At 46.7% G+C, this 24,835-nt stretch carries 27 protein-coding genes; 15 read left to right on the forward strand and 12 right to left on the reverse strand.

Translation table 11 applies throughout. The annotated features are described in order from the left end of the window. Nucleotides 1-217: 217 nt before the first annotated feature. Complete coding sequence (locus R7O03_RS18200; protein WP_005379096.1) at nt 218-766, forward strand: gamma carbonic anhydrase family protein; 549 nt, start codon at nt 218-220, stop codon at nt 764-766. 7 nt (nt 767-773) lie between these two features. Here R7O03_RS18200 and R7O03_RS18205 read toward each other — a convergent pair whose 3' ends face one another. The 4 genes from R7O03_RS18205 to R7O03_RS18220 form a co-directional block, all read right to left on the reverse strand. Next, on the reverse strand, nt 774-1,037 hold the full coding sequence (locus R7O03_RS18205) for a DUF1488 domain-containing protein (protein ID WP_005379090.1): 264 nt from the start codon (nt 1,035-1,037) through the stop codon (nt 774-776). Between the two features lie 3 nt (nt 1,038-1,040). Beyond that, nucleotides 1,041-1,874 carry a shikimate dehydrogenase gene (gene aroE / locus R7O03_RS18210; RefSeq protein ID WP_005386644.1) on the reverse strand — a complete coding sequence of 278 codons (834 nt, stop codon included), beginning with the start codon at nt 1,872-1,874 and terminating at the stop codon, nt 1,041-1,043. A 101-nt stretch (nt 1,875-1,975) separates the two neighbouring features. After that, nucleotides 1,976-2,893 (reverse strand): oxygen-dependent coproporphyrinogen oxidase, encoded by a 918-nt coding sequence (gene hemF / locus R7O03_RS18215; protein WP_005386645.1) that lies wholly within the window; start codon nt 2,891-2,893, stop codon nt 1,976-1,978. A gap of 47 nt (nt 2,894-2,940) precedes the next feature. Then, complete coding sequence (locus tag R7O03_RS18220; RefSeq protein ID WP_005379084.1) at nt 2,941-3,498, reverse strand: L-threonylcarbamoyladenylate synthase; 558 nt, start codon at nt 3,496-3,498, stop codon at nt 2,941-2,943. Between the two features lie 200 nt (nt 3,499-3,698). Here R7O03_RS18220 and purE point away from each other — a divergent pair, with 200 nt between their 5' ends. After that, nucleotides 3,699-4,184, forward strand: coding sequence for a 5-(carboxyamino)imidazole ribonucleotide mutase (purE, locus tag R7O03_RS18225; RefSeq protein WP_005379082.1), 486 nt, complete (start codon nt 3,699-3,701; stop codon nt 4,182-4,184). Between the two features lie 4 nt (nt 4,185-4,188). Beyond that, nucleotides 4,189-5,322 (forward strand): 5-(carboxyamino)imidazole ribonucleotide synthase, encoded by a 1,134-nt coding sequence (locus tag R7O03_RS18230; RefSeq protein WP_031781055.1) that lies wholly within the window; start codon nt 4,189-4,191, stop codon nt 5,320-5,322. 63 nt (nt 5,323-5,385) lie between these two features. On the opposite strand, the gene R7O03_RS18235 is transcribed toward R7O03_RS18230, so the two are convergent. From R7O03_RS18235 to R7O03_RS18250, 4 genes are all read right to left on the reverse strand, one after another. Beyond that, nucleotides 5,386-5,955: a type I DNA topoisomerase gene (locus tag R7O03_RS18235; RefSeq protein ID WP_005386647.1), complete on the reverse strand. Its 570-nt coding sequence runs from the start codon at nt 5,953-5,955 to the stop codon at nt 5,386-5,388. A gap of 78 nt (nt 5,956-6,033) precedes the next feature. Beyond that, nucleotides 6,034-6,513 carry a DUF494 family protein gene (locus tag R7O03_RS18240; RefSeq protein WP_005379074.1) on the reverse strand — a complete coding sequence of 160 codons (480 nt, stop codon included), beginning with the start codon at nt 6,511-6,513 and terminating at the stop codon, nt 6,034-6,036. Nucleotides 6,514-6,515: 2 nt separating this feature from the next. After that, nucleotides 6,516-7,625, reverse strand: a complete 1,110-nt coding sequence (gene dprA, locus R7O03_RS18245) for a DNA-processing protein DprA (RefSeq protein WP_005386649.1) — start codon at nt 7,623-7,625, stop codon at nt 6,516-6,518. Beyond that, a complete protein-coding gene (locus R7O03_RS18250) occupies nt 7,609-8,703 on the reverse strand; it encodes a LysM peptidoglycan-binding domain-containing protein (RefSeq protein WP_017821578.1) in 1,095 nt (364 codons plus the stop codon). Before R7O03_RS18250 ends, dprA begins: the two co-directional genes overlap by 17 nt. A 138-nt stretch (nt 8,704-8,841) precedes the next feature. Between R7O03_RS18250 and def the strand changes: the two genes are divergently transcribed. From def to R7O03_RS18280, 6 genes are all read left to right on the forward strand, one after another. Continuing rightward, complete coding sequence (gene def / locus R7O03_RS18255; protein WP_005379068.1) at nt 8,842-9,360, forward strand: peptide deformylase; 519 nt, start codon at nt 8,842-8,844, stop codon at nt 9,358-9,360. A 33-nt stretch (nt 9,361-9,393) separates the two neighbouring features. Next, nucleotides 9,394-10,341 (forward strand): methionyl-tRNA formyltransferase, encoded by a 948-nt coding sequence (fmt, locus tag R7O03_RS18260; protein WP_318131924.1) that lies wholly within the window; start codon nt 9,394-9,396, stop codon nt 10,339-10,341. Nucleotides 10,342-10,421: 80 nt separating this feature from the next. Further along, complete coding sequence (rsmB, locus tag R7O03_RS18265) at nt 10,422-11,705, forward strand: 16S rRNA (cytosine(967)-C(5))-methyltransferase RsmB (RefSeq protein ID WP_025628789.1); 1,284 nt, start codon at nt 10,422-10,424, stop codon at nt 11,703-11,705. A gap of 63 nt (nt 11,706-11,768) precedes the next feature. Beyond that, nucleotides 11,769-13,145 carry a Trk system potassium transporter TrkA gene (trkA, locus tag R7O03_RS18270; protein ID WP_005379062.1) on the forward strand — a complete coding sequence of 459 codons (1,377 nt, stop codon included), beginning with the start codon at nt 11,769-11,771 and terminating at the stop codon, nt 13,143-13,145. 9 nt (nt 13,146-13,154) lie between these two features. Continuing rightward, nucleotides 13,155-14,600 carry a TrkH family potassium uptake protein gene (locus R7O03_RS18275; RefSeq protein WP_005386656.1) on the forward strand — a complete coding sequence of 482 codons (1,446 nt, stop codon included), beginning with the start codon at nt 13,155-13,157 and terminating at the stop codon, nt 14,598-14,600. A 26-nt stretch (nt 14,601-14,626) separates the two neighbouring features. Beyond that, entirely contained in the window at nt 14,627-15,211 is a 585-nt protein-coding gene (locus R7O03_RS18280) for a DUF3157 family protein (RefSeq protein WP_005379050.1), read from the forward strand. A gap of 33 nt (nt 15,212-15,244) precedes the next feature. On the opposite strand, the gene trhA is transcribed toward R7O03_RS18280, so the two are convergent. Next, nucleotides 15,245-15,898: a PAQR family membrane homeostasis protein TrhA gene (gene trhA / locus R7O03_RS18285; protein ID WP_005386658.1), complete on the reverse strand. Its 654-nt coding sequence runs from the start codon at nt 15,896-15,898 to the stop codon at nt 15,245-15,247. A gap of 70 nt (nt 15,899-15,968) precedes the next feature. Beyond that, on the reverse strand, nt 15,969-16,775 hold the full coding sequence (locus tag R7O03_RS18290) for a sporulation protein (protein WP_017821573.1): 807 nt from the start codon (nt 16,773-16,775) through the stop codon (nt 15,969-15,971). Between the two features lie 296 nt (nt 16,776-17,071). Here R7O03_RS18290 and R7O03_RS18295 point away from each other — a divergent pair, with 296 nt between their 5' ends. From R7O03_RS18295 to R7O03_RS18315, 5 genes are all read left to right on the forward strand, one after another. Then, on the forward strand, nt 17,072-17,239 hold the full coding sequence (locus R7O03_RS18295) for a hypothetical protein (RefSeq protein WP_005379043.1): 168 nt from the start codon (nt 17,072-17,074) through the stop codon (nt 17,237-17,239). A gap of 166 nt (nt 17,240-17,405) precedes the next feature. Further along, nucleotides 17,406-17,672: a YihD family protein gene (locus R7O03_RS18300; RefSeq protein ID WP_033906580.1), complete on the forward strand. Its 267-nt coding sequence runs from the start codon at nt 17,406-17,408 to the stop codon at nt 17,670-17,672. Between the two features lie 308 nt (nt 17,673-17,980). Beyond that, complete coding sequence (ccoG, locus tag R7O03_RS18305; protein WP_033906581.1) at nt 17,981-19,402, forward strand: cytochrome c oxidase accessory protein CcoG; 1,422 nt, start codon at nt 17,981-17,983, stop codon at nt 19,400-19,402. Nucleotides 19,403-19,455: 53 nt separating this feature from the next. Then, nucleotides 19,456-20,442, forward strand: a complete 987-nt coding sequence (locus tag R7O03_RS18310; protein ID WP_031777274.1) for a serine/threonine protein kinase — start codon at nt 19,456-19,458, stop codon at nt 20,440-20,442. Between the two features lie 34 nt (nt 20,443-20,476). Then, nucleotides 20,477-21,079, forward strand: coding sequence for a thiol:disulfide interchange protein DsbA/DsbL (locus R7O03_RS18315; RefSeq protein ID WP_005379036.1), 603 nt, complete (start codon nt 20,477-20,479; stop codon nt 21,077-21,079). A 46-nt stretch (nt 21,080-21,125) separates the two neighbouring features. Here the strand turns inward: R7O03_RS18315 and R7O03_RS18320 are convergent, their stop codons facing one another. Continuing rightward, nucleotides 21,126-22,004, reverse strand: coding sequence for an acyltransferase (locus R7O03_RS18320; protein WP_086047109.1), 879 nt, complete (start codon nt 22,002-22,004; stop codon nt 21,126-21,128). A 149-nt stretch (nt 22,005-22,153) separates the two neighbouring features. Here R7O03_RS18320 and R7O03_RS18325 point away from each other — a divergent pair, with 149 nt between their 5' ends. Beyond that, on the forward strand, nt 22,154-23,110 hold the full coding sequence (locus R7O03_RS18325) for a DUF2860 domain-containing protein (RefSeq protein ID WP_318131925.1): 957 nt from the start codon (nt 22,154-22,156) through the stop codon (nt 23,108-23,110). A gap of 58 nt (nt 23,111-23,168) precedes the next feature. On the opposite strand, the gene R7O03_RS18330 is transcribed toward R7O03_RS18325, so the two are convergent. Beyond that, complete coding sequence (locus tag R7O03_RS18330) at nt 23,169-24,692, reverse strand: YifB family Mg chelatase-like AAA ATPase (protein WP_206949713.1); 1,524 nt, start codon at nt 24,690-24,692, stop codon at nt 23,169-23,171. Nucleotides 24,693-24,835 lie beyond the last annotated feature (143 nt).

Here is a 24,835-nt window from a genome sequence, read left to right on the forward strand (position 1 = left end):
ACTTGGCTAATTTGGCTTGCTAACCTCGACTTCGTTTCTTTCGAAGCGTTGCCGTGTCAGCGAGGTGGCATTATAGAGATTGCGATCACATTGGCAAGCCCTTTTTCACGTTTTTTTTGATTTTTTTATCGTTTGGGTGTTTTTTATTCTAAAAGGCGAGTTTTCACTACTATTCTACCTCCATACACCCTGTAATCGCCCTGAATAAGGAAAAAAGATGAGCTCAATGAGAAGCTACAAAGGTATAAAGCCTGAACTTGGTGAGCGTGTTTACGTTGACCCAACCTCTGTTTTAGTCGGTGATATCCGAATTGGCGATGATTCTAGCATTTGGCCATTGGTAGCAGCGCGAGGCGATGTAAACCACATTCACATTGGTGATCGAACGAATATTCAAGATGGCAGTGTTTTGCATGTCACCCATAAGAACGCCGAAAACCCAAACGGCTACCCATTGATTATTGGTAATGACGTTACGATTGGCCACAAAGTGATGCTGCACGGTTGTGAGATCCACGATCGTGTTTTGGTTGGTATGGGAGCTATTGTTTTAGATGCTGTTGTAATTGAGTCAGAGGTGATGATCGGAGCAGGCAGTTTAGTGCCACCTGGGAAAGTATTAGAAAGTGGCTACTTATATGTTGGAAGCCCAGTAAAACAAGCTCGCCCTCTATCAGAAAAAGAACGAGCTTTCTTGCAAAAGTCTGCCAACAACTATGTGCAGAACAAAAACGACTACTTAAATGAAGTAAAAGACTTGAACTAAAGCCCTGTTAACCGATGATGATATGGCCTTCTTCGTTGAAGGCTTCATCTTCTATTAGCTCTTCAGCCATTTCTTCTAGGTCGAATCGGTAATCAGTAAACACTTTAATTGCCGCTTGCTCAGTTTCAATCAGTGAACCACTGAGCTTTTCTAGCTTTTGTTTCGTCACAAAGCACTCTATTAGTGCGCCTGATTGTTGCGCCGAAAAGTTTACCGATTGTGATACTTCATCCCATGATTGAATATCTGGGAATAAGATGGATTGATTCATCGCTTATTGACCTTCAAGGTTCTTTCTTAGTTCTCTGAGAACTTGTTTAGCACCAGGACGTAAGCCACGCCAAAGCATAAAGCTTTCCGCAGCCTGCCCAACTAACATTCCAAGACCATCATACGCATGAGCGGCGCCATTCTCTTTTGCCCATAAGTTAAAGCTCGTCACCCCTTTGCCATAAATCATGTCATAGCTTGTACTGTTAGCGGCAAAGATGGAGGATGAAATAGTCGGTAGTTCACCACTAAGAGAAGCGGATGTGGAGTTAATGATGACATCATACTCTTCATCAATACTTGCCATCTCTTTGGCGCGGATAGGACCGTGAGAGACAAACAGCTCTGCAAGCTCCTGTGCTTTACTAAAGGTACGGTTGGAAATGGTTAAAGAGGTCGGCTTTTGATCGAGTAGTGGCTTAATAACACCACGAGCTGCACCACCAGCGCCAATAATTAGGATTCGCGCGCCTTCCAATACAACCTGATGCTGAATCAGATCTTGCACTAAACCTGCACCATCAGTGTTGTCACCGATGATTTCACCATCGTCTAACTTCTTGAGGGTATTTACCGCGCCTGCTAACTGAGCCCGTTCTGTCAATCGACTAGCAAATTGATAAGCATCTTCTTTAAATGGCATAGTGATGTTGCACCCCTTGCCACCTTCAGCAAAAAACACCTTCGCCGCGTCAATAAAACCATCAACAGGTGCACTTTCTGCGGTATACACCAAAGATTGATTAGTTTGACGAGCAAACAAGGTGTGAATGAATGGCGACTTACTGTGTCCGATAGGATTACCAAACACGGCATAGCGATCGATTTGCTGGGTCATTTCCTTACCTTTGTTCCTTACTTAGATATAGAGAAAACAGGGCCACCTGATTACAGATGACCCTATCACTATCTATCTATATAGAAAAGGAGATTCCGTGCTTACCACTCTCGTGGCGTTAGGTATCCCTCGTAAAGTTCAGCTTCTGGCGATCCCGCTTCTGGCTCGTAGCAGTACTCCCAGCGAGCGAGCGGCGGCATTGACATCAGAATCGACTCAGTACGCCCACCACTTTGTAAACCAAATAAGGTACCACGGTCATACACTAAGTTGAACTCTACGTAACGGCCGCGACGATATAGTTGGAATTCACGCTCACGCTCACCATACTCGATCTCTTTACGACGAGAAACGATCGGCAAGTAAGCCTGGCAATAGCCTTCACCGACTGCTTTGATGTAAGCAAAACACTTATCAAATTCCCACTGGTTTAGATCATCAAAGAACAAACCGCCAACACCGCGAGTTTCATTACGATGTGGTAGGAAGAAATATTTGTCACACCATGCCTTATGCTCTTGGTAAACATCGTCACCAAATGGTGCACAAAGCTGTTTTGCAGTGTCGTGCCATGATTGGCAATCTTCTTCAAATGGGTAGAACGGCGTTAGGTCAAAACCACCACCAAACCACCAAATTGGGTCTTCGCCATCTTTTTCTGCAATAAAGAAGCGGACATTGGCGTGTGAAGTCGGTACATAAGGGTTTTTAGGGTGAATAACCAAAGAAACACCCATCGCTTCAAAACGACGACCCGCTAGCTCTGGGCGATGCGCTGTCGCAGATGCTGGCATTTCTTTCCCTTCCACATGCGAGAAGTTCACGCCTCCCTGCTCGAAAACAAGGCCATCACGCAAAACACGTGAGCGACCACCGCCACCAAGACGTTCGCCCGGTTCACGATGCCATGCATCCTCGACAAAGACGGCCTTTCCATCTTCTTGTTCTAACTGCTGACAAATGGAGTCCTGAAGTGACATCAAGAACTGCTTTACGGCGTGCTTATCGATCGCTGACATACGTTATTACCTATTACGTGAAACCTAATGATGGCTGGCTAGCAGGGTTAACCCTGTCTTAATATTTGTGAAGTTTTGGCGTCACGAATCTCGCTGGGTTTATCACGACCGCTGGTCTCGCCACGAAGAATGGCGACCAGCTTATCACCCAACTGCTCTTCGACTTCTTCCGTGGTCATACACGGTGGTAAGCCGGAGAGATTCGCGCTGGTAGAGGTTAACGGCTTTCCGAATGCATTACACATTTTTTGCACCAAAGGATGATCAGTCACACGAACCGCAATTGAATCAAACTGCCCTGAAACCCAGTTGGATACTTTATCGCTCGCTGGCATGATCCAAGTGTATGGGCCTGGCCAAGTGGCATGAACAGTCTGTAATTGTTCTTCAGTCAACTGAGATTCATCAATATAAGGCAAGAGCTGATCATAACTTGCCGCGATGAGAATCAGCCCTTTTTCTACCGGACGCTGCTTGAGCTCTAATAGCTTTTGAATTGCTTCTGGGTTATCTGGATCACATCCGACACCAAAAACCCCTTCTGTTGGATAGGCAATCACTTCGCCTTGCTTGAGTGCGTTGAGCACTTGTTCAAAGTTATCCACCGATTACTTCCTATTTGTTTGACTGTGTTGTTTTCACTAAGTGTACAAATATTCATTCTCAGACACTAAAGCAATTTTTTTATAAAATGTATCAATAGCGCCAACAACTGGACGCAAACGTTTGCTTGAGATAAAAATCCCCGTATAATGCGCACAAATTTATAGCTCACCTAATTTTTTGCAGCTTAAAGGAGTTTGAGATGAAAGTCGGTATCATCATGGGTTCTAAATCCGATTGGCCAACCATGAAACTAGCAGCAGACATGCTAGACCAATTTGGCGTGCCTTACGAAACAAAAGTCGTGTCAGCACACCGAACTCCTCAATTACTGGCTGACTACGCCAGTGGCGCAAAAGAACGCGGCATCAAAGTTATCATCGCAGGCGCAGGTGGTGCAGCCCACCTACCAGGTATGGCGGCGGCGTTTACTAGTTTGCCTGTGCTTGGGGTTCCCGTTCAGTCTCGTGCACTGAAAGGTATGGATTCACTGCTTTCTATTGTACAGATGCCAAAGGGAATTGCGGTTGGTACATTGGCGATTGGCGAAGCGGGCGCAGCAAACGCCGGTATCCTAGCAGCGCAAATCCTAGGCACTCATGATGAAAACATCATGGCGAAGGTAGAAGCATTCCGTAATGAGCAAACGGAAACAGTTCTCGCAAATCCAAACCCTGCAGAGGATTAATCAGATGCATGTACTGGTTCTTGGTGCGGGTCAGTTGGCTCGTATGATGTCTCTGGCTGGTGCGCCACTGAATATTCAAATTTCAGCTTACGATGTCAGCAGCGGTGAGGTCGTTCACCCTTTAACTCAACAGGTACTTGGCCATGGCTTGGAAAATGCGATTACGCAAGTTGATGTGATTACTGCCGAGTTCGAGCATATTCCACATGACGTGCTCAAAGTTTGCGAAGCGAGCGGCAAGTTCCTACCAAGTACGCAAGCCATCAAAGCAGGTGGTGATCGCCGTATTGAAAAAGCACTGCTTGATGATGCCGGCGTGCGCAACGCGAAATACTACGTCATTGAAACTCGTGAAGACTTTGAGCGCGCAATTGAACACGTTGGTATGCCAATGGTTCTGAAAAGTGCATTAGGTGGTTACGATGGTAAAGGCCAATGGCGCTTAAAAGAAGCTTCTCAAGTCGACGACATTTGGACTGAGATGGCAGAGTGCATCGCGGCAACACCAACTCAAGCGATTGTTGCTGAAGAGTTTGTTCCTTTTAACCGCGAAGTATCACTGGTTGGTGCTCGAAGCAAAGATGGCAGTGTGGAAGTGTATCCTCTGGCAGAGAACGTCCACACCAACGGTGTATTGAGTCTTTCTACTGCGATTGATGCGCCAGGGTTACAGGAACAAGCAAAGCAAATGTTCACGGCAGTCGCAGATAGCCTAGATTACGTTGGCGTATTAGCGCTTGAGTTCTTTGATGTCGATGGGGCACTTTTAGTGAATGAGATTGCTCCACGCGTGCACAACTCTGGTCACTGGACACAGCAAGGTGCAGAAACGTGTCAGTTTGAAAACCATCTGCGCGCAGTGTGCGGCTTACCATTAGGCAGTACGAAATTGGTTCGTGAAACCTCAATGATTAATATTCTTGGTGAAGACACACTACCAGAAGCATTGTTATTAATGGATGGTTGCCACATTCATTGGTATGGCAAAGAGAAACGTGCAGGTCGCAAGATGGGACACATCAACGTGTGTGGCGACTACCCAGGAGAATTGCACCGTAGGTTGTGCGCCCTGGCAGACATCTTAGATCCAATGACATTCCCAGCCGTGCACGAGTTTGCGAAACAAGCACAACGCTAAAATCTAGCCCCAAAAACCACAAAGGGTCGCACGATGCGACCCTTTTTAATTCCTTTGATGTATTTACCCTTGTTGAGTGTGCTGGCACTTACGGTTGGCACATTGCAATTTCACACCACTGGCGAGTTTCTTCTCCACCAACAACGTAAAACCACATTCTTCGCACCTCCCCTTTACCGGAGGGAGATTCACTGCAAATTTGCATTTAGGGTAGTTATCACATGCGTAGAAAGTTTTACCAAAACGCGTCTTACGTTCAACTAAATGACCTTTACCGCATTCAGGACACGCGTGGTGCTCTTGCGACTGCTTTTCTGGCTCAGGTTGATTAATCGACTCAATATGATGGCACGCCGGATAGTTACTGCAACCAACAAACATGCCATAACGCCCTTGGCGTAATACCAACTCGTTACCACAATCTGGACAAGGAACGCCAAGCTCTTTGACGATGTGTCCATCATTGTTGTGCAGGGCTTTGATGTAATCACAGCTTGGGTAGTGGCTACAGCCAAGAAAGGGACCGTGTTTGCCATGTTTGAGGGTCAACTCGCTGCCACATTTAGGACACGGCTCGTGTTCCAATGCGTGTTCATGGGCAGAGAAAAGGGTGTTGTCGATTTTACTACTCATACTTACCGTTTCGTGAAAAACACACCAAAAGACAAGCTCGCGTTCTTGCTAGCTAAACTCGAACTTGCCTAGATTGGGTTAGTGAAGAATCCCTTGTTCTTTGGTGTACAACAGCTCTTCCATTAGCGTATAAGCGTTTTCATTACCAGGCACATTAAACAGCACCATCAAAATGATCCATTTGAGGTCTTCAAGCTCAAACTCACTCGTTTCTAATCCCATCACTCGGTCAATCACCATTTCGCGAGTTTCTGTGGTTAACACATTGATTTGCTCGAGAAACAATAGAAATCCTCGGCATTCCAAATCTAAACGCTGCATCTCTTTCGCTGTGTAGATACGAGTTGATGACGAAGCCATGCAAGTCGAGATTGCAGAAGAGGTGTCACTTTGCTGCAATGCGGCAAGCTCTTCTAACCAGACAAGGGCTTTGTAGATATCTTTTTGTTGGAAGCCTGCACGAAGCAACTCTTCTTCCAACTCGTCTTGTTCGACCTGTAACTCTGCATCGCTATGGATGTAGGTTTCGAATAGATACATCAGTATATCCATCATCATAGCTAGCCCCTCCCCTTTCGAATATAGCCACCTGAAACCGCAACGACATGCCCAGAGAGTTCTAACTCTAAGAGCTGCATCATGACTTCTTGGACAGGTATATTGGTCCTGTTTGCAAGAATATCAACCGGTGTAGCTTCACTTCCTACGTTAGCTAACAGCTGAGGAAATGGCAATTCTTCTTCATCATTTAACGTAGAAAATAAATCGGTACTCTGATTAATAGACCAATCAAGCAAGGACTGTATTTCATCTAAGACATCTTTCGTCTTTTCTACGAGGCAAGCGCCATGACGTATCAACTGGTTTCCACCGCAGGCATTGGGGGCATTGATTGACGCTGGCAGCGCAAATACTTCTCGACCTTGCTCAAGCGCGTAACGAGCTGTAATTAGCGAGCCGCTCTTTTTCGCCGCCTCGACGACCAGTACACCAAGCGATAATCCACTAATAATACGATTACGACGCGGGAAGTTTTCTGGGCGCGGCTTGGCATTAGGCCGAAACTCAGACACCAAAGCCCCATGTTCAATAACACGTTGCGCTAAACCACGATGACGTGCCGGATAAATATTTGCTAAGCCAGATCCTAGCACCGCAATCGTCTTACCACCCGCTTGCAACGCACCATCATGCGCATGGCCATCAATGCCTAAAGCGAGACCACTGGTGACAATAAAATCGTGCTGAACAAACTCTGCAGCGAACTGACGTGCATGCTGTAATCCATCAATACTCGCATTTCGGCTGCCAACCATCGCGATTTGTGGCAGAGAAAGACAAGTAGAGTTTCCTTGAACAAAAAGTAGAGGTGGCGGTGCAACGATTTGTTTGAGTTGAGGTGGATAACGCGGGTCAGTCAGTGTCAGGATATGATGGTTTGTAGAAGCCTCAAGCCAGCTTAAACAAGCATCGACTTCTTTATCTGTTGAAGCCCAAGCTTGAATTTGCTTAGTTGTTAACCCAAGTTGTTGTAGCTGTTCAGGAGAGAAGTTTACGATGTTACATGGCGTGTCTCTTGCCAGTAGCTTATTCATTTTGACGCCGCCAATGCCTGGTAAACAACTCAGTTTTAACCAGGCAGCGAGATCATCGTTATTTCGTCGATTCATCGATGGTTAATTCGTCCGCCAACGGTGACACCACCGAAATATCTTGGTTAATGGGTTTCGTACTGTTAGTGATCAGTGCCAAGCTAAAGTACTCATAAGGACGAATGACCAGCAACTCACCAACTTTGCTTTGAGGCAAAGTGATTTTCTTATCAAGCACGCCAAACTCTTTCTTGAACTCATCGCCGTCTTTGTAAACTGGGTGCGCGTCTTCTTTTAAATCAAACACACTGCCTTGCTTGAGATTGTCTGACGTGCCTTTATCAATCACCACGACTTGGTTAGTTGAACTAAAGCGAATACCTTCGATATTACCTAGCAACTTTGCAGAACTGCCTTGTGGCGACGGCAGCGGATAGAACGTAGTCGTGAAGTCAGTATTCTCAACCGATTGATTTGGCAACGCGATATCGTTACGTAGGATTTCTTGCATTTGCGATGTAAGCTTCAAACCTGAATAATCACTCGAAGCTTCAACGAGCTCGCCTTTGGCAATCAAACGCAGCGCGGTAATCTCTTCGGACACATCGTCACGCGAAAAGGTAGCTACTGGTCGGTAAATAGCCCAACCTGTCGCGGTCTGATTGCCATTGATATACAGCACATCTTCTGCAGTCAGATACTTACTGCCTTTGCTGCTACCCATCACTTTTGCTGCTCTGTTCAACGAATCTTTATCTAGCAACCGATCCGATTTGAGGTAAGGCATCACCAAACCTTCCGCGACCGTTGGTACGGCTTTCTTTTCTGTGATGCGAGCTTTCGGGCTCAGCTTCTTAACCGGTTTTAGGCTCAACACGGGCTGACCGTTAATCCACACCAAAGACAGCTTGTCTCCAGGATAAATTAAATGAGGGTTGTCGATTTCCGGGTTTACTTGCCATAAACGAGGCCACAACCACGGGCTATCCAAGTACATGGCCGAAATATCCCATAGCGTATCGCCCTTCACGACTACATACGTTTGTGGCGCATCATCTTTAACTGTCAGTGGGTTCGCATCCACATTTGCTACAGCGTTGAAAGAGAAAAGTAACGGCAACGTAACACTGGCAACGTTGCGGAAAATTCGATTCATGACCCTCGTCCTTGGTCTATTAAGCAGGAACCAGAATGGAAATTGGTGCAAGGATGCTGTCATTTAGGCTATAAAATGTCTAGAATTGAGCCAACAAGGTTTGTGCTGTTTCGGCACAGTTCAATATTTCGAGTGAATATGTCTGTATTACAAGTATTAACATTCCCGGATGATCGCCTGCGCACAGTCGCAAAGCCTGTTGAAGCGGTGACACCTGAGATTCAAAAAATCGTCGATGACATGATTGAAACCATGTACGACGAAGAAGGTATTGGCCTTGCTGCAACGCAGGTTGATATCCACAAACGTATCGTAGTGATTGATATTTCAGAAACTCGCGATGAGCCGATGGTGCTAATCAACCCTGAGATTCTGGAAAAGCGTGGCGAAGATGGCATCGAAGAAGGCTGTCTGTCGGTACCAGGTGCGCGCGCACTTGTGCCTCGCGCTGCAGAAGTTACCGTTAAAGCACTGGATCGTGATGGCAAAGAGTTCACCTTTGAAGCCGACGACCTGCTAGCGATTTGTGTTCAACACGAGCTTGATCACCTACAAGGTAAGCTGTTCGTGGATTACCTATCACCACTGAAACGCAAACGCATTCAGGACAAGCTAGCGAAAATCAAACGCTTTAACGAGAAGCAGCAAAACGCTTAATCTCGAACCATACCAATTAGAAGGAAGTCTACCTTGAGTCAGTCTTTACGAATTGTCTTTGCAGGTACTCCGGATTTCGCCGCCCGTCACTTGGCGGCGTTGTTGTCTTCGGAGCATGAAGTCATCGCGGTTTACACAAACCCAGATCGTCCAGCGGGTCGTGGCAAAAAATTGGCTGCGCCACCGGTAAAACAACTGGCGCTAGAACACAACATCCCGGTTTACCAACCTGAAAGCTTTAAGTCCGACGAAGCGAAACAAGAACTTGCCGATCTGAACGCCGATCTCATGGTTGTCGTGGCGTACGGTATGCTGCTGCCACAAGCGGTTCTTGATACCCCTAAACTGGGTTGTATCAACGTACATGGTTCTATCCTACCTCGTTGGCGTGGTGCGGCTCCAATCCAACGCTCTATTTGGGCGGGCGATGCAGAAACTGGCGTGACCATCATGCAGATGGACATCGGTCTCGACACTGGTGATATGCTGAAGATTGCAACTCTGCCAATCGAAGCGACAGATACCAGCGCTTCAATGTACGAAAAATTGGCTGAGCTTGGTCCAGAAGCCCTGATTGACTGCCTAGTAGACATTGCTGCGGGTAAAGCAGTGCCAGTGAAGCAAGACGATGAGCTAGCGAACTATGCGAAAAAGCTCAGCAAAGAAGAAGCACGCATCAACTGGAACGACGATGCGGCGCACATTGAGCGCTGCGTTCGTGCATTTAACCCATGGCCAATGAGCCACTTTGAGGCGGCAGAAAACAGCATCAAAGTATGGCAAAGCCGTGTGGCAGAGCAAACCAGTGACAAGCCAGCCGGCACCATCGTACAAGCAGATAAAACCGGTATTTATGTTGCGACAGGCAACGGCGTACTGGTGCTAGAGCAACTGCAAGTTCCTGGCAAAAAAGCCATGTCAGTTCAGGATATTCTGAATTCGCGTGCGGCTTGGTTTGAAGTGGGCACTCAGCTGGTTTAAGCCATACTAGGGGTTATTATCCCCAATTATACGAACTTTTAGAGGGCAGAGATGCCCTCCTTTACTTTAAGGTACTCATCATGAATGTTCGCGCTGCGGCTGCTAACGTCCTGTATCTTGTCGTCGACAAGGGCCACTCACTTTCAAGCGCTCTTCCAGCGGCTCAACAAACGGTACGACCTCGTGACCACGCTCTGTTACAAGAGATCTGTTACGGTGCGCTACGTTACCTCCCTCGCCTAGAAATGATCGCAAACCAGTTGATGGATAAGCCGCTCAAAGGCAAACAACGTGTATTCCATCACCTAATTCTGGTTGGTATTTACCAACTGAGCTTCATGCGTATTCCTGCGCACGCAGCAGTCGGTGAAACGGTTGAAGGCACTAAAGAGCTGAAAGGTCCTCGTCTGCGTGGTTTGATTAACGCGGTATTGCGTAACTACCAGCGCAACCAAGAAGAACTCGACCAAATGGCCGTCAGCAACAACGCTGGCAAGTACGGTCACCCAAGCTGGTTACTAAAACTGCTGCAAGAGGCCTACCCACAGCAATGGGAAAGCATTGTTGAAGCGAACAACCAAAAAGCACCAATGTGGCTGCGTGTGAACCATCAACACCACACTCGTGATGAATACCTTGCGCTGCTCAAAAATGAAAACATTGATAGCACGCCACACACAGAAGCAATGGACGCCATAAAATTGGCCGCACCATGTGACGTGATGAAGCTACCTGGTTTTGAAAAAGGTTGGGTTTCGGTCCAAGATGCGGCGGCGCAGCTCTCGATCAACTACCTAAAACCACAAGACGGCGAACTGATTTTAGATTGCTGTGCAGCGCCAGGTGGCAAGACGGCGCACATTCTAGAGCGCACGTCAGGCAGTGAAGTGGTCGCGATTGACTGCGACGACACACGCTTGAAACGTGTGCATGAAAACCTGAAGCGTCTCAACCTTCAGGCAAAAGTGGTTTGCGGTGATGCGCGTAATCCACAAGAATGGTGGCAAGGCGAGCAATTTGATCGCATTTTGCTGGATGCCCCATGTTCTGCGACTGGCGTGATTCGTCGTCATCCAGACATCAAATGGCTACGTCGTGCAGACGACATCGCCGCATTAGCAGAGCTGCAAAGTGAAATTTTTGATGCCATGTGGACGCAACTGAAGCCCGGCGGCACCATGGTTTACGCGACTTGTTCAATCACACCGCAAGAAAACGTGGAGCAAGTAAAAGCGTTTTTAGCACGTACCGCGGATGCGCAACTGCTGGATTCTGATCCCGACCAGCCTGGTCGTCAAATTCTACCAGGCGAAGAAGATATGGATGGTTTCTACTACGCAGTGCTAACAAAAACACACGCGTAACAGCATGCTAAATAGGGCGATTGAAGTGATTTCAATCGCCTTTTTCAGATACGAGAAAAGAGTATGAAGATCATTATTCTTGGTGCAGGTCAGGTTGGCGGCACACTGGCAGAAAACCTAGTGGGTGAAAACAACGACATCACCATCGTCGACAATAATGCCGACCGACTGCGTGAATTGCAGGACAAATACGACCTACGTGTGGTCAATGGCCATGCGAGCCATCCAGACGTGCTACACGAAGCTGGCGCGCAAGACGCCGATATGCTCGTCGCAGTAACCAACACTGATGAAACCAACATGGCCGCCTGTCAGGTCGCGTTCACTCTATTCAATACCCCAAACCGCGTTGCGCGTATTCGCTCTCCAGAATACTTGGCAGAAAAAGAAGCCCTGTTTAAATCTGGCGCTATTCCTGTTGATCACCTTATCGCACCAGAAGAACTCGTTACGAGCTACATCGAACGTCTGATCCAATACCCAGGCGCGCTGCAAGTGGTGAGCTTTGCTGAACAGAAAGTCAGCCTAGTGGCGGTGAAAGCCTACTATGGTGGCCCGTTGGTGGGTAATGCGCTATCTGCTTTGCGTGAGCACATGCCGCACATTGATACCCGTGTGGCAGCTATTTTCCGCCAGGGTCGCCCGATTCGCCCACAAGGCACCACGATTATTGAAGCCGACGATGAAGTGTTCTTCGTTGCAGCAAGTAATCATATTCGCTCAGTGATGAGTGAGCTTCAGCGCCTAGAAAAACCGTACCGCCGCATCATGATTGTTGGCGGGGGTAACATCGGCGCAAGCTTGGCAAAACGCCTAGAGCAAACTTACAGCGTGAAGCTGATTGAGCGTAACTACCAGCGTGCAGAAAAGCTCTCTGAGCAACTAGAAAACACCATCGTGTTCTGCGGTGATGCGGCAGACCAAGAGCTTCTCTCGGAAGAGAACATCGACCAAGTCGACGTCTTCATCGCGCTGACCAACGAAGATGAAACCAACATCATGTCTGCAATGTTGGCAAAACGCATGGGCGCTAAAAAAGTGATGGTGCTGATCCAACGTGGCGCTTATGTAGACCTGGTACAAGGCGGCGTAATTGATGTAGCAATCTCACCTCAGCAAGCCACTATTTCAGCCTTGCTAACGCACGTTCGTCGCGCTGATATCGTAAACGTATCCTCACTTCGCCGCGGCGCTGCGGAAGCGATTGAAGCCGTCGCTCACGGTGATGAAAGTACATCTAAAGTGGTTGGACGTGCGATTGGAGATATAAAGCTTCCACCTGGGACCACCATTGGTGCTATCGTTCGTGGCGAAGAAGTTCTTATTGCCCACGACCGTACGGTCATCGAGCAGGATGATCATGTGGTGATGTTCCTGGTCAACAAAAAATACGTATCAGACGTCGAAGCGCTATTCCAACCGAGTCCATTTTTCCTCTAGGATTTTCCTATGGTCAACTTACGTCCCGTACTGTTTGTTATCGGGCTGGTTTTATCCAAACTGGCCCTGTTTATGTACGTGCCGACTTTGGTCGCTTTCTTTACCGGTACGGGGGGATTCCTCGATTTCGCCCAAGCCGTTGTGATCACGCACCTTGCCGCCTTCATCTGCCTAACGATAGGTCGAACCGCCAAGTTCAAACTCAGCGTACGCGATATGTTCCTCATCACCAGTTTGGTTTGGACCATCGCGAGTGCGTTTGCCGCCTTGCCATTTGTGTTTATCAACCACATCAGCTTCACCGACGCCTACTTCGAAACGATGTCGGGTATCACCACGACGGGCTCAACGGTGCTCAGTGGCCTAGACAACATGGCGCCGAGCATCTTGCTGTGGCGCTCTATTTTACAGTGGCTTGGTGGCATTGGTTTTATCGTGATGGCGGTAGCAGTGTTACCTATGCTGAATGTCGGTGGTATGAAGCTATTCCAAACCGAATCATCAGATTGGTCGGATAAAAGTAGTCCAAGAGCGAAAACGGTCGCCAAAAACATCGTAGCGGTTTATTTGATGCTAACAGGCTTATGTATTTTGGGCTACTTGGTCACCGGCATGAACCTGTTCGAAGCAATCAACCATGCCTTTACTACGCTATCGACGGGTGGATACTCTACATCTGATGGGTCAATGAACCACTTCTCTAATGGCGCACATTGGGTGGCCACTACTTTTATGTTCTTAGGTGGTTTGCCGTTTTTGCTCTTTATCGCCGCATTACGTAAACGCCGTATTGATGTGTTGGTTAACGACGCTCAAGTTAGAGGATTTGCGTACCTGTTCGTATTCTCAAGCTTAGTGATTTCAGCTTGGCTAGTGATTCGAGATGGGTACACCATTTTGGATGCCCTGCGAGTGTCGATGTTTAATATTGTCTCTGTCGTCACCACAACTGGCTTTGGCTTAGAAGACTTCACCGCATGGGGCGCATTACCCACCACTCTTTTCGCATTCTTAATGATGGCGGGGGCATGCTCAGGCTCAACGTCTGGCGGGATCAAAATCTTCCGCTTCCAAATTGCAATGACGCTGCTAAACAAACAAATGATGAAGTTGATTCACCCTTCAGGAGTGTTTGTACAGCGTTATAACCAGCGACCGGTGAATGATGATATTGTTCGCTCAGTGGTGGCATTTGGCTTGATGTTTTTTATCACTATTATCTTTATCGCCGGTTGTTTAAGTGCACTAGGCCTCGACCCTGTGACCAGTATTTCTGGCTCAATCACCGCCGTTGCCAATGTTGGCCCTGGTATGGGCAGTGTGATTGGCCCAACAGGCAACTTCGCGCCTCTGCCCGATACTGCCAAATGGCTCTTAAGCTTTGGGATGTTAATGGGCCGCTTGGAAATTCTGACTATTCTTGTACTGTTCTTTCCTGCGTTTTGGCGCCGCTAAGCAGACTCTAATTAAAAGGTATAACAATGAAAACATGGATTACTCTGGCGACCCTACTTGCCGCCTCATCCACATACGCCGCCGAGGTCATCACTTTAGCCGATGGTCGAGAAGTGAAGTTGAACGATGACTTTACCTGGGAATACGTCATGAAAAAACCGGCGCAGCAAGCGACGGAGACACAAACAACAGCAAGCGTAGTTGAAACAATCGCAGCTCCTGCGATTGCGACAATTCCAGTGGTAACGAAAACCGTTGGCACGACCGTGGTGGTAAACGCCAAAAAGCCAACCATGCAGCTATCAGATTCAGGTGTGGATGTATTGATTGGTTCAGCAAGCTATCAAAGCGGTGAGCTTATTTTACCTACATCAATCACTAACCAAAGCTCTCAATCTGTCATTCAAGTGGAAGTTGAGGTGCAAGTGTTTGATATGTCTGGTCAGCAACTGGCAAAAGAAAACGTGACGGTTTGGCAATCCATCAAGCGCATGGCGGATACCTACCTGCGACCACAGCAAGCGGAACAAGGTAAGAGCATTAAATTGGCTGTACCGCAATCACAGCAATACCAGTTTTCTGCCAAAGTGCTAGAGGTAAAAACTCGCTAATACGTGTTTAATATTCTTTGTTGAGCCTATCGGCTAGATAGGCTCAACAAAGTAATAAATCGCAAAGAAATGGCACACGCAGCCAGCCAAAACAAAGCCGTGCCAAATCGCATGGTTAAAGGGAATGCGCTTCGCGACGTAGAAAATTACCCCTAGTGAATACACAATTCCACCAGCAGCAAGCAGTGTAAGTCCGCCGACATCCAAGTTAATAGCTAATTGATAAATCACAATCAACGATAACCATCCCATCACCAAATACGTCATCAAAGAAAGCTTTTTAAATCGATAGACGAACGCAACTTTCATGATGATGCCGATCAACGCAATGCTCCAAATAACGATCATCAACCCAAATGCTAGAGGTGTTCTTAAGCTGACTAACAAGAAAGGGGTATAGCTGCCTGCTATCAAAAGATAAATAGCACAGTGGTCGAAGGTTTTTAGCCAACGTTTCGCTTTGGGATAAGGGATCGCATGATAGAGCGTCGAGGCCAAAAATAGCACGATAATACTCGCACCATAAATCGCCATACTGGTAAGCGTTAAAGTGTCAGCTTGATGGTCTATGGCTTTAACTAACAGCAGTATCAAGCCAACAATACCAAAAATCATCCCTATACCGTGGGTGATGGTATTGGCCAGTTCTTCACGTTGACTGTATTGAGGTTTCTGCAGCTCGGACATCAATGCGCCTATACTAGAGTTTGAAATTTGCTCTAGTATGGCACATTAGGCTTACACGTGTAAGCTTAAATTAAGACTCATGAACGGCAGTAGTTTGATCGAGATAATTGAGTACCAGTTCGCCAACTTGATCTGGCTTAGTCGTGGCAGGAATGGTCAGCTCTCGCTTGAGTTTGCCACTACTCAGTAAGCTCGCGAGCATGCCACCTTGCCCCTTGCGTGTGCGGTCAACTTCAAACCACAACTTGAGCTCTTGCTCACTGCGGTGGGCAACAAATTCTAATTCGCGCCACACGCCGTGGTAAGGTCCGTCGGTTGGCACCAGTTCAAACTCTTGCACAAATGGTAGATCGAATCCTTTCACTTCCTCGCATTCCACCTGGCGAATTCGTAAACCTTGCGCTTCAAATGCAGATAGTACCGCATCCATCAGTGGATCAGGTCGAACGGTGAGGATGTCTTTATCAGTCGGATCCAAAGCAGCGGCAACGTCTAAGCCGGTTTCTAACCATACTTTGGCATCACCAATGGTGACAGGCGTGTTCCAAGGCACATCGAGCTTAACATCGAAGGTACGCTCTTCGCCGGAATGGATGGTAAATGCGTAAGGGAGACTCCACTTAGCAAGCACATGAGTTTGAGGTACTCGGCGCATGCTGTGTCCTTCTCGCGCACCACGGTCATCAGGGGCTTCTGCGATGTAGCGGCAACAGAGTTTTAAATCAATGTTGTCGATCGCTTGTTCAGTCGCACCACCATATACATGGATCGACACATCCACACTTTGACCTGGGTATAGCACGTCTTGGTTTAAGATTGAGTCTACCTTCGCGCTCCCAATCCCAAAACTGGCAAGTGTCTTCTTCAAAAATGACATAGGCACCTCCTTCATCGAGATCTCATACTACTACTGCTGATCGTGGGATCAAACAAAAATTGCCTCAAACATCGCGACAAAATGACAAAATCTAAACAATTCAATTGCTCAACTATCGACCAATTATTACAAGGATGCTAATCTTACACTTGATATGCATGCATATCGGTATTCCTGACTCATTAACTGGATTGGCGAGAGCCAGAAGAGTGATTCTTCAATCTTGTTGGAGCCTAGCTCATAATGATTCAGGCCATTACATCGGCAATGGATATGCCTGACAGTTAGGTAAATTAATGCGCCCAACAACAGTCAGGTTCGCACACACTAATACTAGTGCAATGCGCCGCCGCAGTGGCTTTACTACTGCACCAAAGGCAAAGCAAGTTGCGCCAGCAATGACATTGGTTGAGAAGACAGCAATGATGTCGAGTGTTCCGGCCAAAGTTATCAAAGCAGCTTAATCAAAAGCGCGGCGCCAGCTGCGCTTTTTTCTTTGCACGCGACTCATAAAGCTTCAAAGACTTAGAACAAACTACAGTGAAAGAGATAGTTTTTCCTATTTGGTCTTCGCAAAGCAATTTGGTACCTTTACTTCTAATTACACCTATAAATTCTGTGGAGAAAGAAATGAAGTGTCATCGCATTGAAGAGCTGCTTGAGCTACTAGAGCCTGAATGGCATAAAGAGCAAGAGCTGAACCTATTGCAGTTCATCGTTAAGCTGGCAAAAGAAGCAGGCTATGAAGGAAAGCTAGAAGATCTGACCGACGATGTACTGATCTACCACCTTAAAATGCGTAATAGCAGCAAAGATGAAATGATCCCTGGACTCAAAAAAGACCAAGAGGACGATTTTAAAACGGCGATCCTACGCGCTCGTGGCATCATCAAATAACCAGCTCAACAGCCAGTATTCTTTAAGCGACTCTCTCTGTGAGTCGCTTTTTTATAACCAAAGTTTTTAGTCCCACAATTGGTTATAACTGTTCAGCCAATTATCAGGTTAACTGTACTGATTTTTGTTGTTAAACATTGACTGCGTTAAAGAAACGGAATTGTTATTGATTGTATAATCGCCGTTCATCAGTATTTACTAAAATAATTATGTTCGGTCATCTTTATGACAGAACGAGCAGCAATGTCATCGAGCGACATCAATAGAAATGACGCCGTACATTATAAAAGCCTAAGAAGGATGAGTGCATGAGTCAGGACAAGATCGATATCAAAGATGTGACTCCTAAAACCTATAATCCCAAAACCCACAAAGGAAATGGGGATCGGTTTAACCCAAGTAATCGCATCTATGTACGCGAAAGTAAAGGAACTTACCAGAAACTACGTCGTTACGGTGGTTGGTTCTTACTACTTCTCTTCGCTTTGATACCGTGGATTCCTTACGGTGAACGTCAAGCGATCTTGCTTGATATTGGCAACCAGCAGTTCAACTTTTTCGGTACCACACTGTACCCACAAGATCTTACCCTACTCGCCTTGCTGTTTGTGATCGCGGCGTTTGGGTTGTTCTTTATTACCACCTTCTTAGGTCGGGTTTGGTGTGGCTATCTCTGCCCACAAACCGTCTGGACCTTCATGTATATCTGGTTTGAAGAGAAGCTCGAAGGTAGTGCCAATAAACGCCGTAAACAAGACTCCAATAAGCTGACAGCGAATTTAGCGATGCGTAAAACCGTCAAACATATAGCTTGGTTTGCCATTGCACTCGCCACTGGTTTTACTTTTGTTGGCTACTTCGTGCCAATGAAGCAATTGGTTATCGACTTTTTCACCTTTAACGCCAACTTCTGGCCCGTCTTTTGGGTAATGTTCTTTGCCATTTGTACTTATGGTAATGCTGGTTGGATGCGTTCCATCATGTGTATTCACATGTGTCCTTACGCGCGCTTCCAGTCTGCCATGTTTGATAAAGACACCTTCATCGTTGGCTACGATGCAAAACGTGGGGAAAAACGTGGCCCACGTCCGCGTAAAGCCGATCCAAAGCAACTTGGTTTGGGTGATTGTATTGATTGTGATTTGTGTGTGCAGGTGTGCCCAACAGGTATCGATATTCGTGACGGCTTGCAGTATGAATGTATCAACTGTGGCGCCTGTATTGATGCGTGTGACAACACCATGGATCGCATGGGCTACGAGAAAGGCCTAATTAGTTACACCACCGAGCATCGCTTATCGGGTAAGAGTACCAAAGTCATGCGTCCGAAGCTGCTAGGCTATGGTGCCGTACTACTCGTCATGGTCGGTCTTTTCTTTGCCCAAATTGCAGCGGTAGACCCAGCCGGCATGAGTGTTATTCGCGACCGTAACCAATTGTTCCGCGTTAATAGCTCGGGAGAAGTAGAAAACACCTACACCCTCAAAGTGATCAACAAAACTCAGCAAGTGCAAGAGTACTCGTTGGATGTTGAAGGGCTATCCGATGTAAGCTGGTATGGTAAGCAGACAATTCAGGTCCAGCCAGGTGAGGTATTAAACCTGCCAATGAGTCTTGGTGCCGATCCTGACAAGCTAAACTCTGCGATTACGACAATTCAGTTTATACTCACCGATAAGAGCAACGAATTCACTATTGAAGTAGAAAGCCGTTTTATTAAAAAACTATAGCGCTACTTCAGTGACTAACGGAAAAAGGCTCAGTAATGAGCCTTTTTGTTTATATGTCCCAAAGTATGTTTAACTTTGACGCCCTTACCCCAGACTTTATGTGGTACGCGTTAGAAAGCATCGGCGTTCGCGCAGAATCAGGCTTTCTTCCCCTCAATAGCTACGAAAACCGTGTTTATCAATTCACTGACGAAGAGCGTCGTCGTTATGTCGTCAAGTTTTACCGTCCTGAACGTTGGAGCAATGAACAGATCCAAGAGGAACACGACTTTACTTTAGAGCTGATTGGCAATGAGATCCCCGTCGCACCACCTGTGCGCATCAACGGTGAAACCCTGCATCACTATCAAGGCTATGCTTTTGCGCTGTTTGATAGCGTGGGTGGTCGCCAATACGAGGTTGACAATTTAGATCAGCTCGAAGGTGTAGGGCGTTTCCTTGGCCGAATCCATAAAGTCGGCAGCCGCCAAGCCTTCCAACATCGTCCTACTATTGGCTTACAAGAATACCTGTATCAACCAAGAGAGATTCTGCAAAACGCCAATATGATTCCAATGCACTTGGAGAACAGCTTCTTCAATGACTTGGATATGCTGATCAAATCAATTGAAAGCCACTGGCAAGAAGGCTTCAATATCATTCGTTTGCATGGCGATTGCCACCCAGGCAATATTTTGTGGCGAGATGGCCCTATGTTTGTTGATTTGGATGACGCTCGTAACGGCCCTGCAGTACAAGACTTATGGATGCTATTGAACGGTGAACGCCAAGACAAACTGATGCAGTTGGATATTGTTTTAGAGGCTTACCAAGAGTTTTGCGACTTTAATCCTGCAGAATTGAAACTAATCGAGCCACTTCGCGGTCTACGAATGGTGCACTATATGGCATGGCTAGCAAAACGTTGGCATGACCCTGCATTTCCTCTCGCTTTTCCATGGTTTAATGAGCCAAAATACTGGGAAGGTCAGGTCCTTGCATTTAAAGAGCAGATCGCCGCTTTAGAAGAAGCACCGCTGTCTTTAATGCCTCAATGGTAAGTCAGGCCAAAAATTCAAAAATGGAGATATTTCGATGAAAAAACTGTTCGCACTGTTTTCTATGCTGATGTTAAGCCTGTCGGCACATGCAGCGCAATTCAAAGAAGGTGAACATTACAAAGTATTGGATCTTGAGGCATCAAAAAAACCTCTTGTGACGGAGTTTTTCTCTTTCTACTGCCCGCACTGTAATAGCTTTGAACCGGTTATCCAGCAACTGAAAAAGCAGTTGCCAGAAGGTACTAAGCTATTAAAAAACCACGTTTCTTTCATGGGTGGCAACATGGGCCCATCAATGAGCAAAGCCTACGCAACGATGGTTGCACTAAAAGTGGAAGACAAAATGGTGCCAGTGATGTTTAACCGCATCCACAATCTAAAGAAAGCACCACGTAATGATGAAGAACTTCGTCAAATCTTCCTTGATGAAGGTGTAGATGCGAAAAAATTCGATTCTGCATTCAAAGGCTTCGCGGTTGATTCAATGGTTCGCCGTATGGACAAGCAATTTGAAAACAGCGGTCTAACCGGCGTTCCTGCGGTTATCGTTAACAACAAATACCTAGTTCAAGCACAAAGCATCAAAACGATGGATGAGTACTTCTCTCTGGTGAACTACTTGCTGACACTAAAATAAGCACATCGATATCAATCAAAAGGGGAGCACGTCGCTCCCCTTTTGTTTACTTGTAAATCTCTTGTAGTAACCGATCTTTTTCTTGCCACACATCACTCAGCCATTGCTGAAATTGCCGCTTATAGGGCTTATCGTTGAAGTAATCACCGAGCACTCGTTCATCAACGGGTAACACATTTACACGCACAACCACCTTGCTCATGCGGCCCATCAATAAATCCTTGAATGGTTTATGCGTATTTTCTGGGTACGCCAACGTAACGTCGATAATGCTCTCGAACTGTTCCCCCATCGCCGCTAACGTGTACGCAATCCCGCCCGATTTTGGTTGCAGCAAATATTGATAGTTTGCTTTACTCTTACGCTGCTTTTCTTCGGTAAATCGGGTTCCTTCGACATAGTTAACCACTGTGGTTGGAGTGTGTTTGAATTTAGCGCACGAGCGACGTGTCGTCTCTAAATCTTGACCTCGCTTATGAGGATTGCGGATCAGATACTCTCGCGAATAGCGACGCATAAATGGCATATCGAGCGCCCAACACGCCATCCCGATGAAAGGCACATACAGCAGTTGTTGCTTGAGGAAAAACTTCGGCATGGGAATACGGTCTTTAAACACGCAGCAAAGCACAACAATATCTGTCCAACTGAGATGATTACTGATCAGCAGATACCACCCGTCTTTTTTAAGCGCTTCACCGCCCTGAACATCCCACTCAACACGGTTAGATACCGCCAGAATGCACGCATTAACGGTAGCCCATAACCACATCACCTTATTGGCACAAACGGTCGCTAGTGCTTTTAGCTTTACGCCAGGAAGCAATATTTTAAATACAGCGATAACACAAATTGCGAGTGAACAAACCGCAGAATTGAGAATCACAAAAGAAGCGTTAAAAAAAAATAACAAATATGCCAACATGATAGTCAAACAACAGTGATAATGTGTGAAGAATAAAACAGCGTGTAATTATACTGCGCCTTTGCCACATTGGAACATGCGTGGAAATGGTCAGATTTGTTACCGCAACCAATATGTGCACCACTCATTCGACAACAAGGAGATAACGAATGAAACCAAGGCTACTTCTCTTGCCTTTGGCCTTTGTCGTCAGTTCTGCTCAGGCTCAACTCGCTGAAACCGCAGGTTTTGGCGGTGAAATTTCGCTGAATGCCGGATTCATATCATCAGAATCCAATTTCAATACAGAAAATAGTAACACCATCGATTCTCTCGATAAGCGTGCCGATAGTGACAGTTCCGTTATCGCTGCACCGCTAGGGAGTGTGACATACACCTTTGGTAGCCGACTCAACCACCAAGTTTACGCCGGTACCACACGCTCAGATGTCGCGGTAGGTACACTCGCTTTTCAGTTGGGCTATCAACACGAGCTACAATCTGGCACCGTGATCGATGTTTCCTATCTGCCGACGGTACTCAAAGGCGAAACTTGGCGCAACCCTTATCAAGTAGGAACCGCACGTAAAGAGACGGATGTTGACGGCAATGCGTATCGCTTTCAGATCAAAGGGTTAATTGATAAGAACTTCAACCTTGATCTTGCTTATGCTGATAAAGACATCGAGCAGGAGGAAGTGACAGACCGCTCACTTGCTCGCGATGCTAAACTTTACTATGTCAAAGGCGACTATCGCATTCCACTCAACCAAACGTCTATGTTGCAACCCGCTTTCACCTACATCAATCAAGATGCCGACGGTAAGGCGGAGTCATTTGATTCGTACGGGTTTGACATCAGCTGGTTTAAATTTATCAATCGCCATCGATTGGCTCTCACCGCGGGTTACGCATGGAAAGACTATCAAGCCGCTAGCCAAACTTTTGCTAAAACACGAAATGACGACACCATCAGCCTATTTGCGGCCTACGAATATCAAAACGTATTTGACTGGCAAGACTGGTCGTTCATTTCTTTAGCCGGCTATAGCCAAACTGACTCGAATATCACGTTTTATGAGGAGAAAGAGTACCTATTGTCGCTTGGTCTCAACTACACCTTCTAACGTCCTTCATCGCAACAAGGCGCTCACAACTCTTGTTGCGATGACATTTTGCATGTCTCTATACCGCTTGCGCCGTAAGCTGTTTCAGTAAACGGTCCATCGCTCGATACCCAAGCGCCTCGGCCAAGTGCGTTCGTTTAATTTGCTCCGCCCCATCCAGATCGGCGATTGTTCGCGCCACTTTGATAATACGATGATATGCACGAATCGAGAGCCCTAAACGGTGCAAAGCGGTTTCAAGAAACTCAGCATCACTCTTGTGCAAGGGACAAAACGCCTCAATTTCTCGACTACCTAGCAGTGCATTGACCTTACCACTGCGGTTTAGCATATTGTTACGCGCATGGCTCACACGCGCTTTTACGATAGCAGTCGGCTCACCGCGATCACCACCTTCTGCTAATGTCCCTTTGGGCAAAGCTGGGATTTCTAAAGACATATCAAAGCGATCTAACAGTGGTCCAGATAATCGACCAAGGTAGCGCAAAATAGCTTGTGGATTGGTGCGCGCTTGATTGCCTTCGTAATATCCTGTCGGGCTTGGGTTCAATGCTCCAACTAATTGGAAACGAGCCGGAAAGCGTGTTTTACCTTGCGCTCGAGAGATAATGATCTCGCCAGATTCGAGCGGTTCGCGTAACGAGTCCAGAACTTTACGATCAAATTCGGGCATTTCATCGAGAAACAATAACCCGTTGTGGGCTAAAGAGATCTCCCCTGGTCTGGGTACCGAACCACCGCCGACTAATGCCGCCATTGAACTTGAATGATGCGGAGAACGAAACGGACGCGACTTCCAGTTATGCTCATTAATTTCACTCTGAGTCAACGATGCCACCGAAGCGGTTTCCATTGCTTCTTCGTCACTCATTTCCGGTAATAAGTCACACAAACGCGAAGCCAACATCGTTTTTCCAGTACCTGGCGGGCCAAGGAAAAGTAAGTTGTGGTTTCCAGCGGCAGCAATCTCCAGTGCTCGCTTACCTTGTTGTTGGCCAATAATATCTTGTAAGTCTCGACCATGTTTTTCGATCGTTTTTCGCTTAGGCGTTTGAAAAAGATTCAGTCGATGTTGACCACAAAGCTCGGCACATACTTCCAGTAATGATTGGGCCGATTTATGTTGTTCCTTCCCCACTAGCGCCGCCTGATCGCCATTCACATGTGGGACGACCAAATGACGTTGAATCTTACTGGCTTCCAGCGCAGCAGGCAGCACACCTTTTACAGGTCTTAGACCACCAGATAGTGCTAACTCACCAACAAATTCGTAGTTTTTGAGCTTATCTGTCGCGATTTGCTCCGAAGCGGCCAAAATTCCCAATGCAATAGGAAGATCAAAACGCCCTCCCTCCTTGGGTAGATCTGCCGGAGCCAAGTTCACGGTGATCCGCTTAGCAGGAAATTGAAAGTTAGAATTAATGATCGCACTGCGTACGCGATCTTTGGACTCTTTTACCGTTGTCTCTGGCAAGCCTACTAAGGTAAACCCTGGCATGCCGTTGCTGATATGAACTTCTACACTAACCGATGGCGCTTGCACCCCGACGCTTGCTCGACTATGAATGATTGCCAGCCCCATACGTTCCTCAATTTTTTTGAACACTCTGTAAACAAATGTTTTATCTAGTTGGTTATGTTATATACCGCGTCCCAATTGAGAGTTAATGTGAAAAAAGAATGACTTTTTGCTTGTCATGCAGCGGAATTGTGTGATACCACTAA

The sequence above is a fragment of the Vibrio sp. Vb2960 genome (assembly GCF_033337665.1).
Taxonomy (GTDB): domain Bacteria; phylum Pseudomonadota; class Gammaproteobacteria; order Enterobacterales; family Vibrionaceae; genus Vibrio; species Vibrio alginolyticus.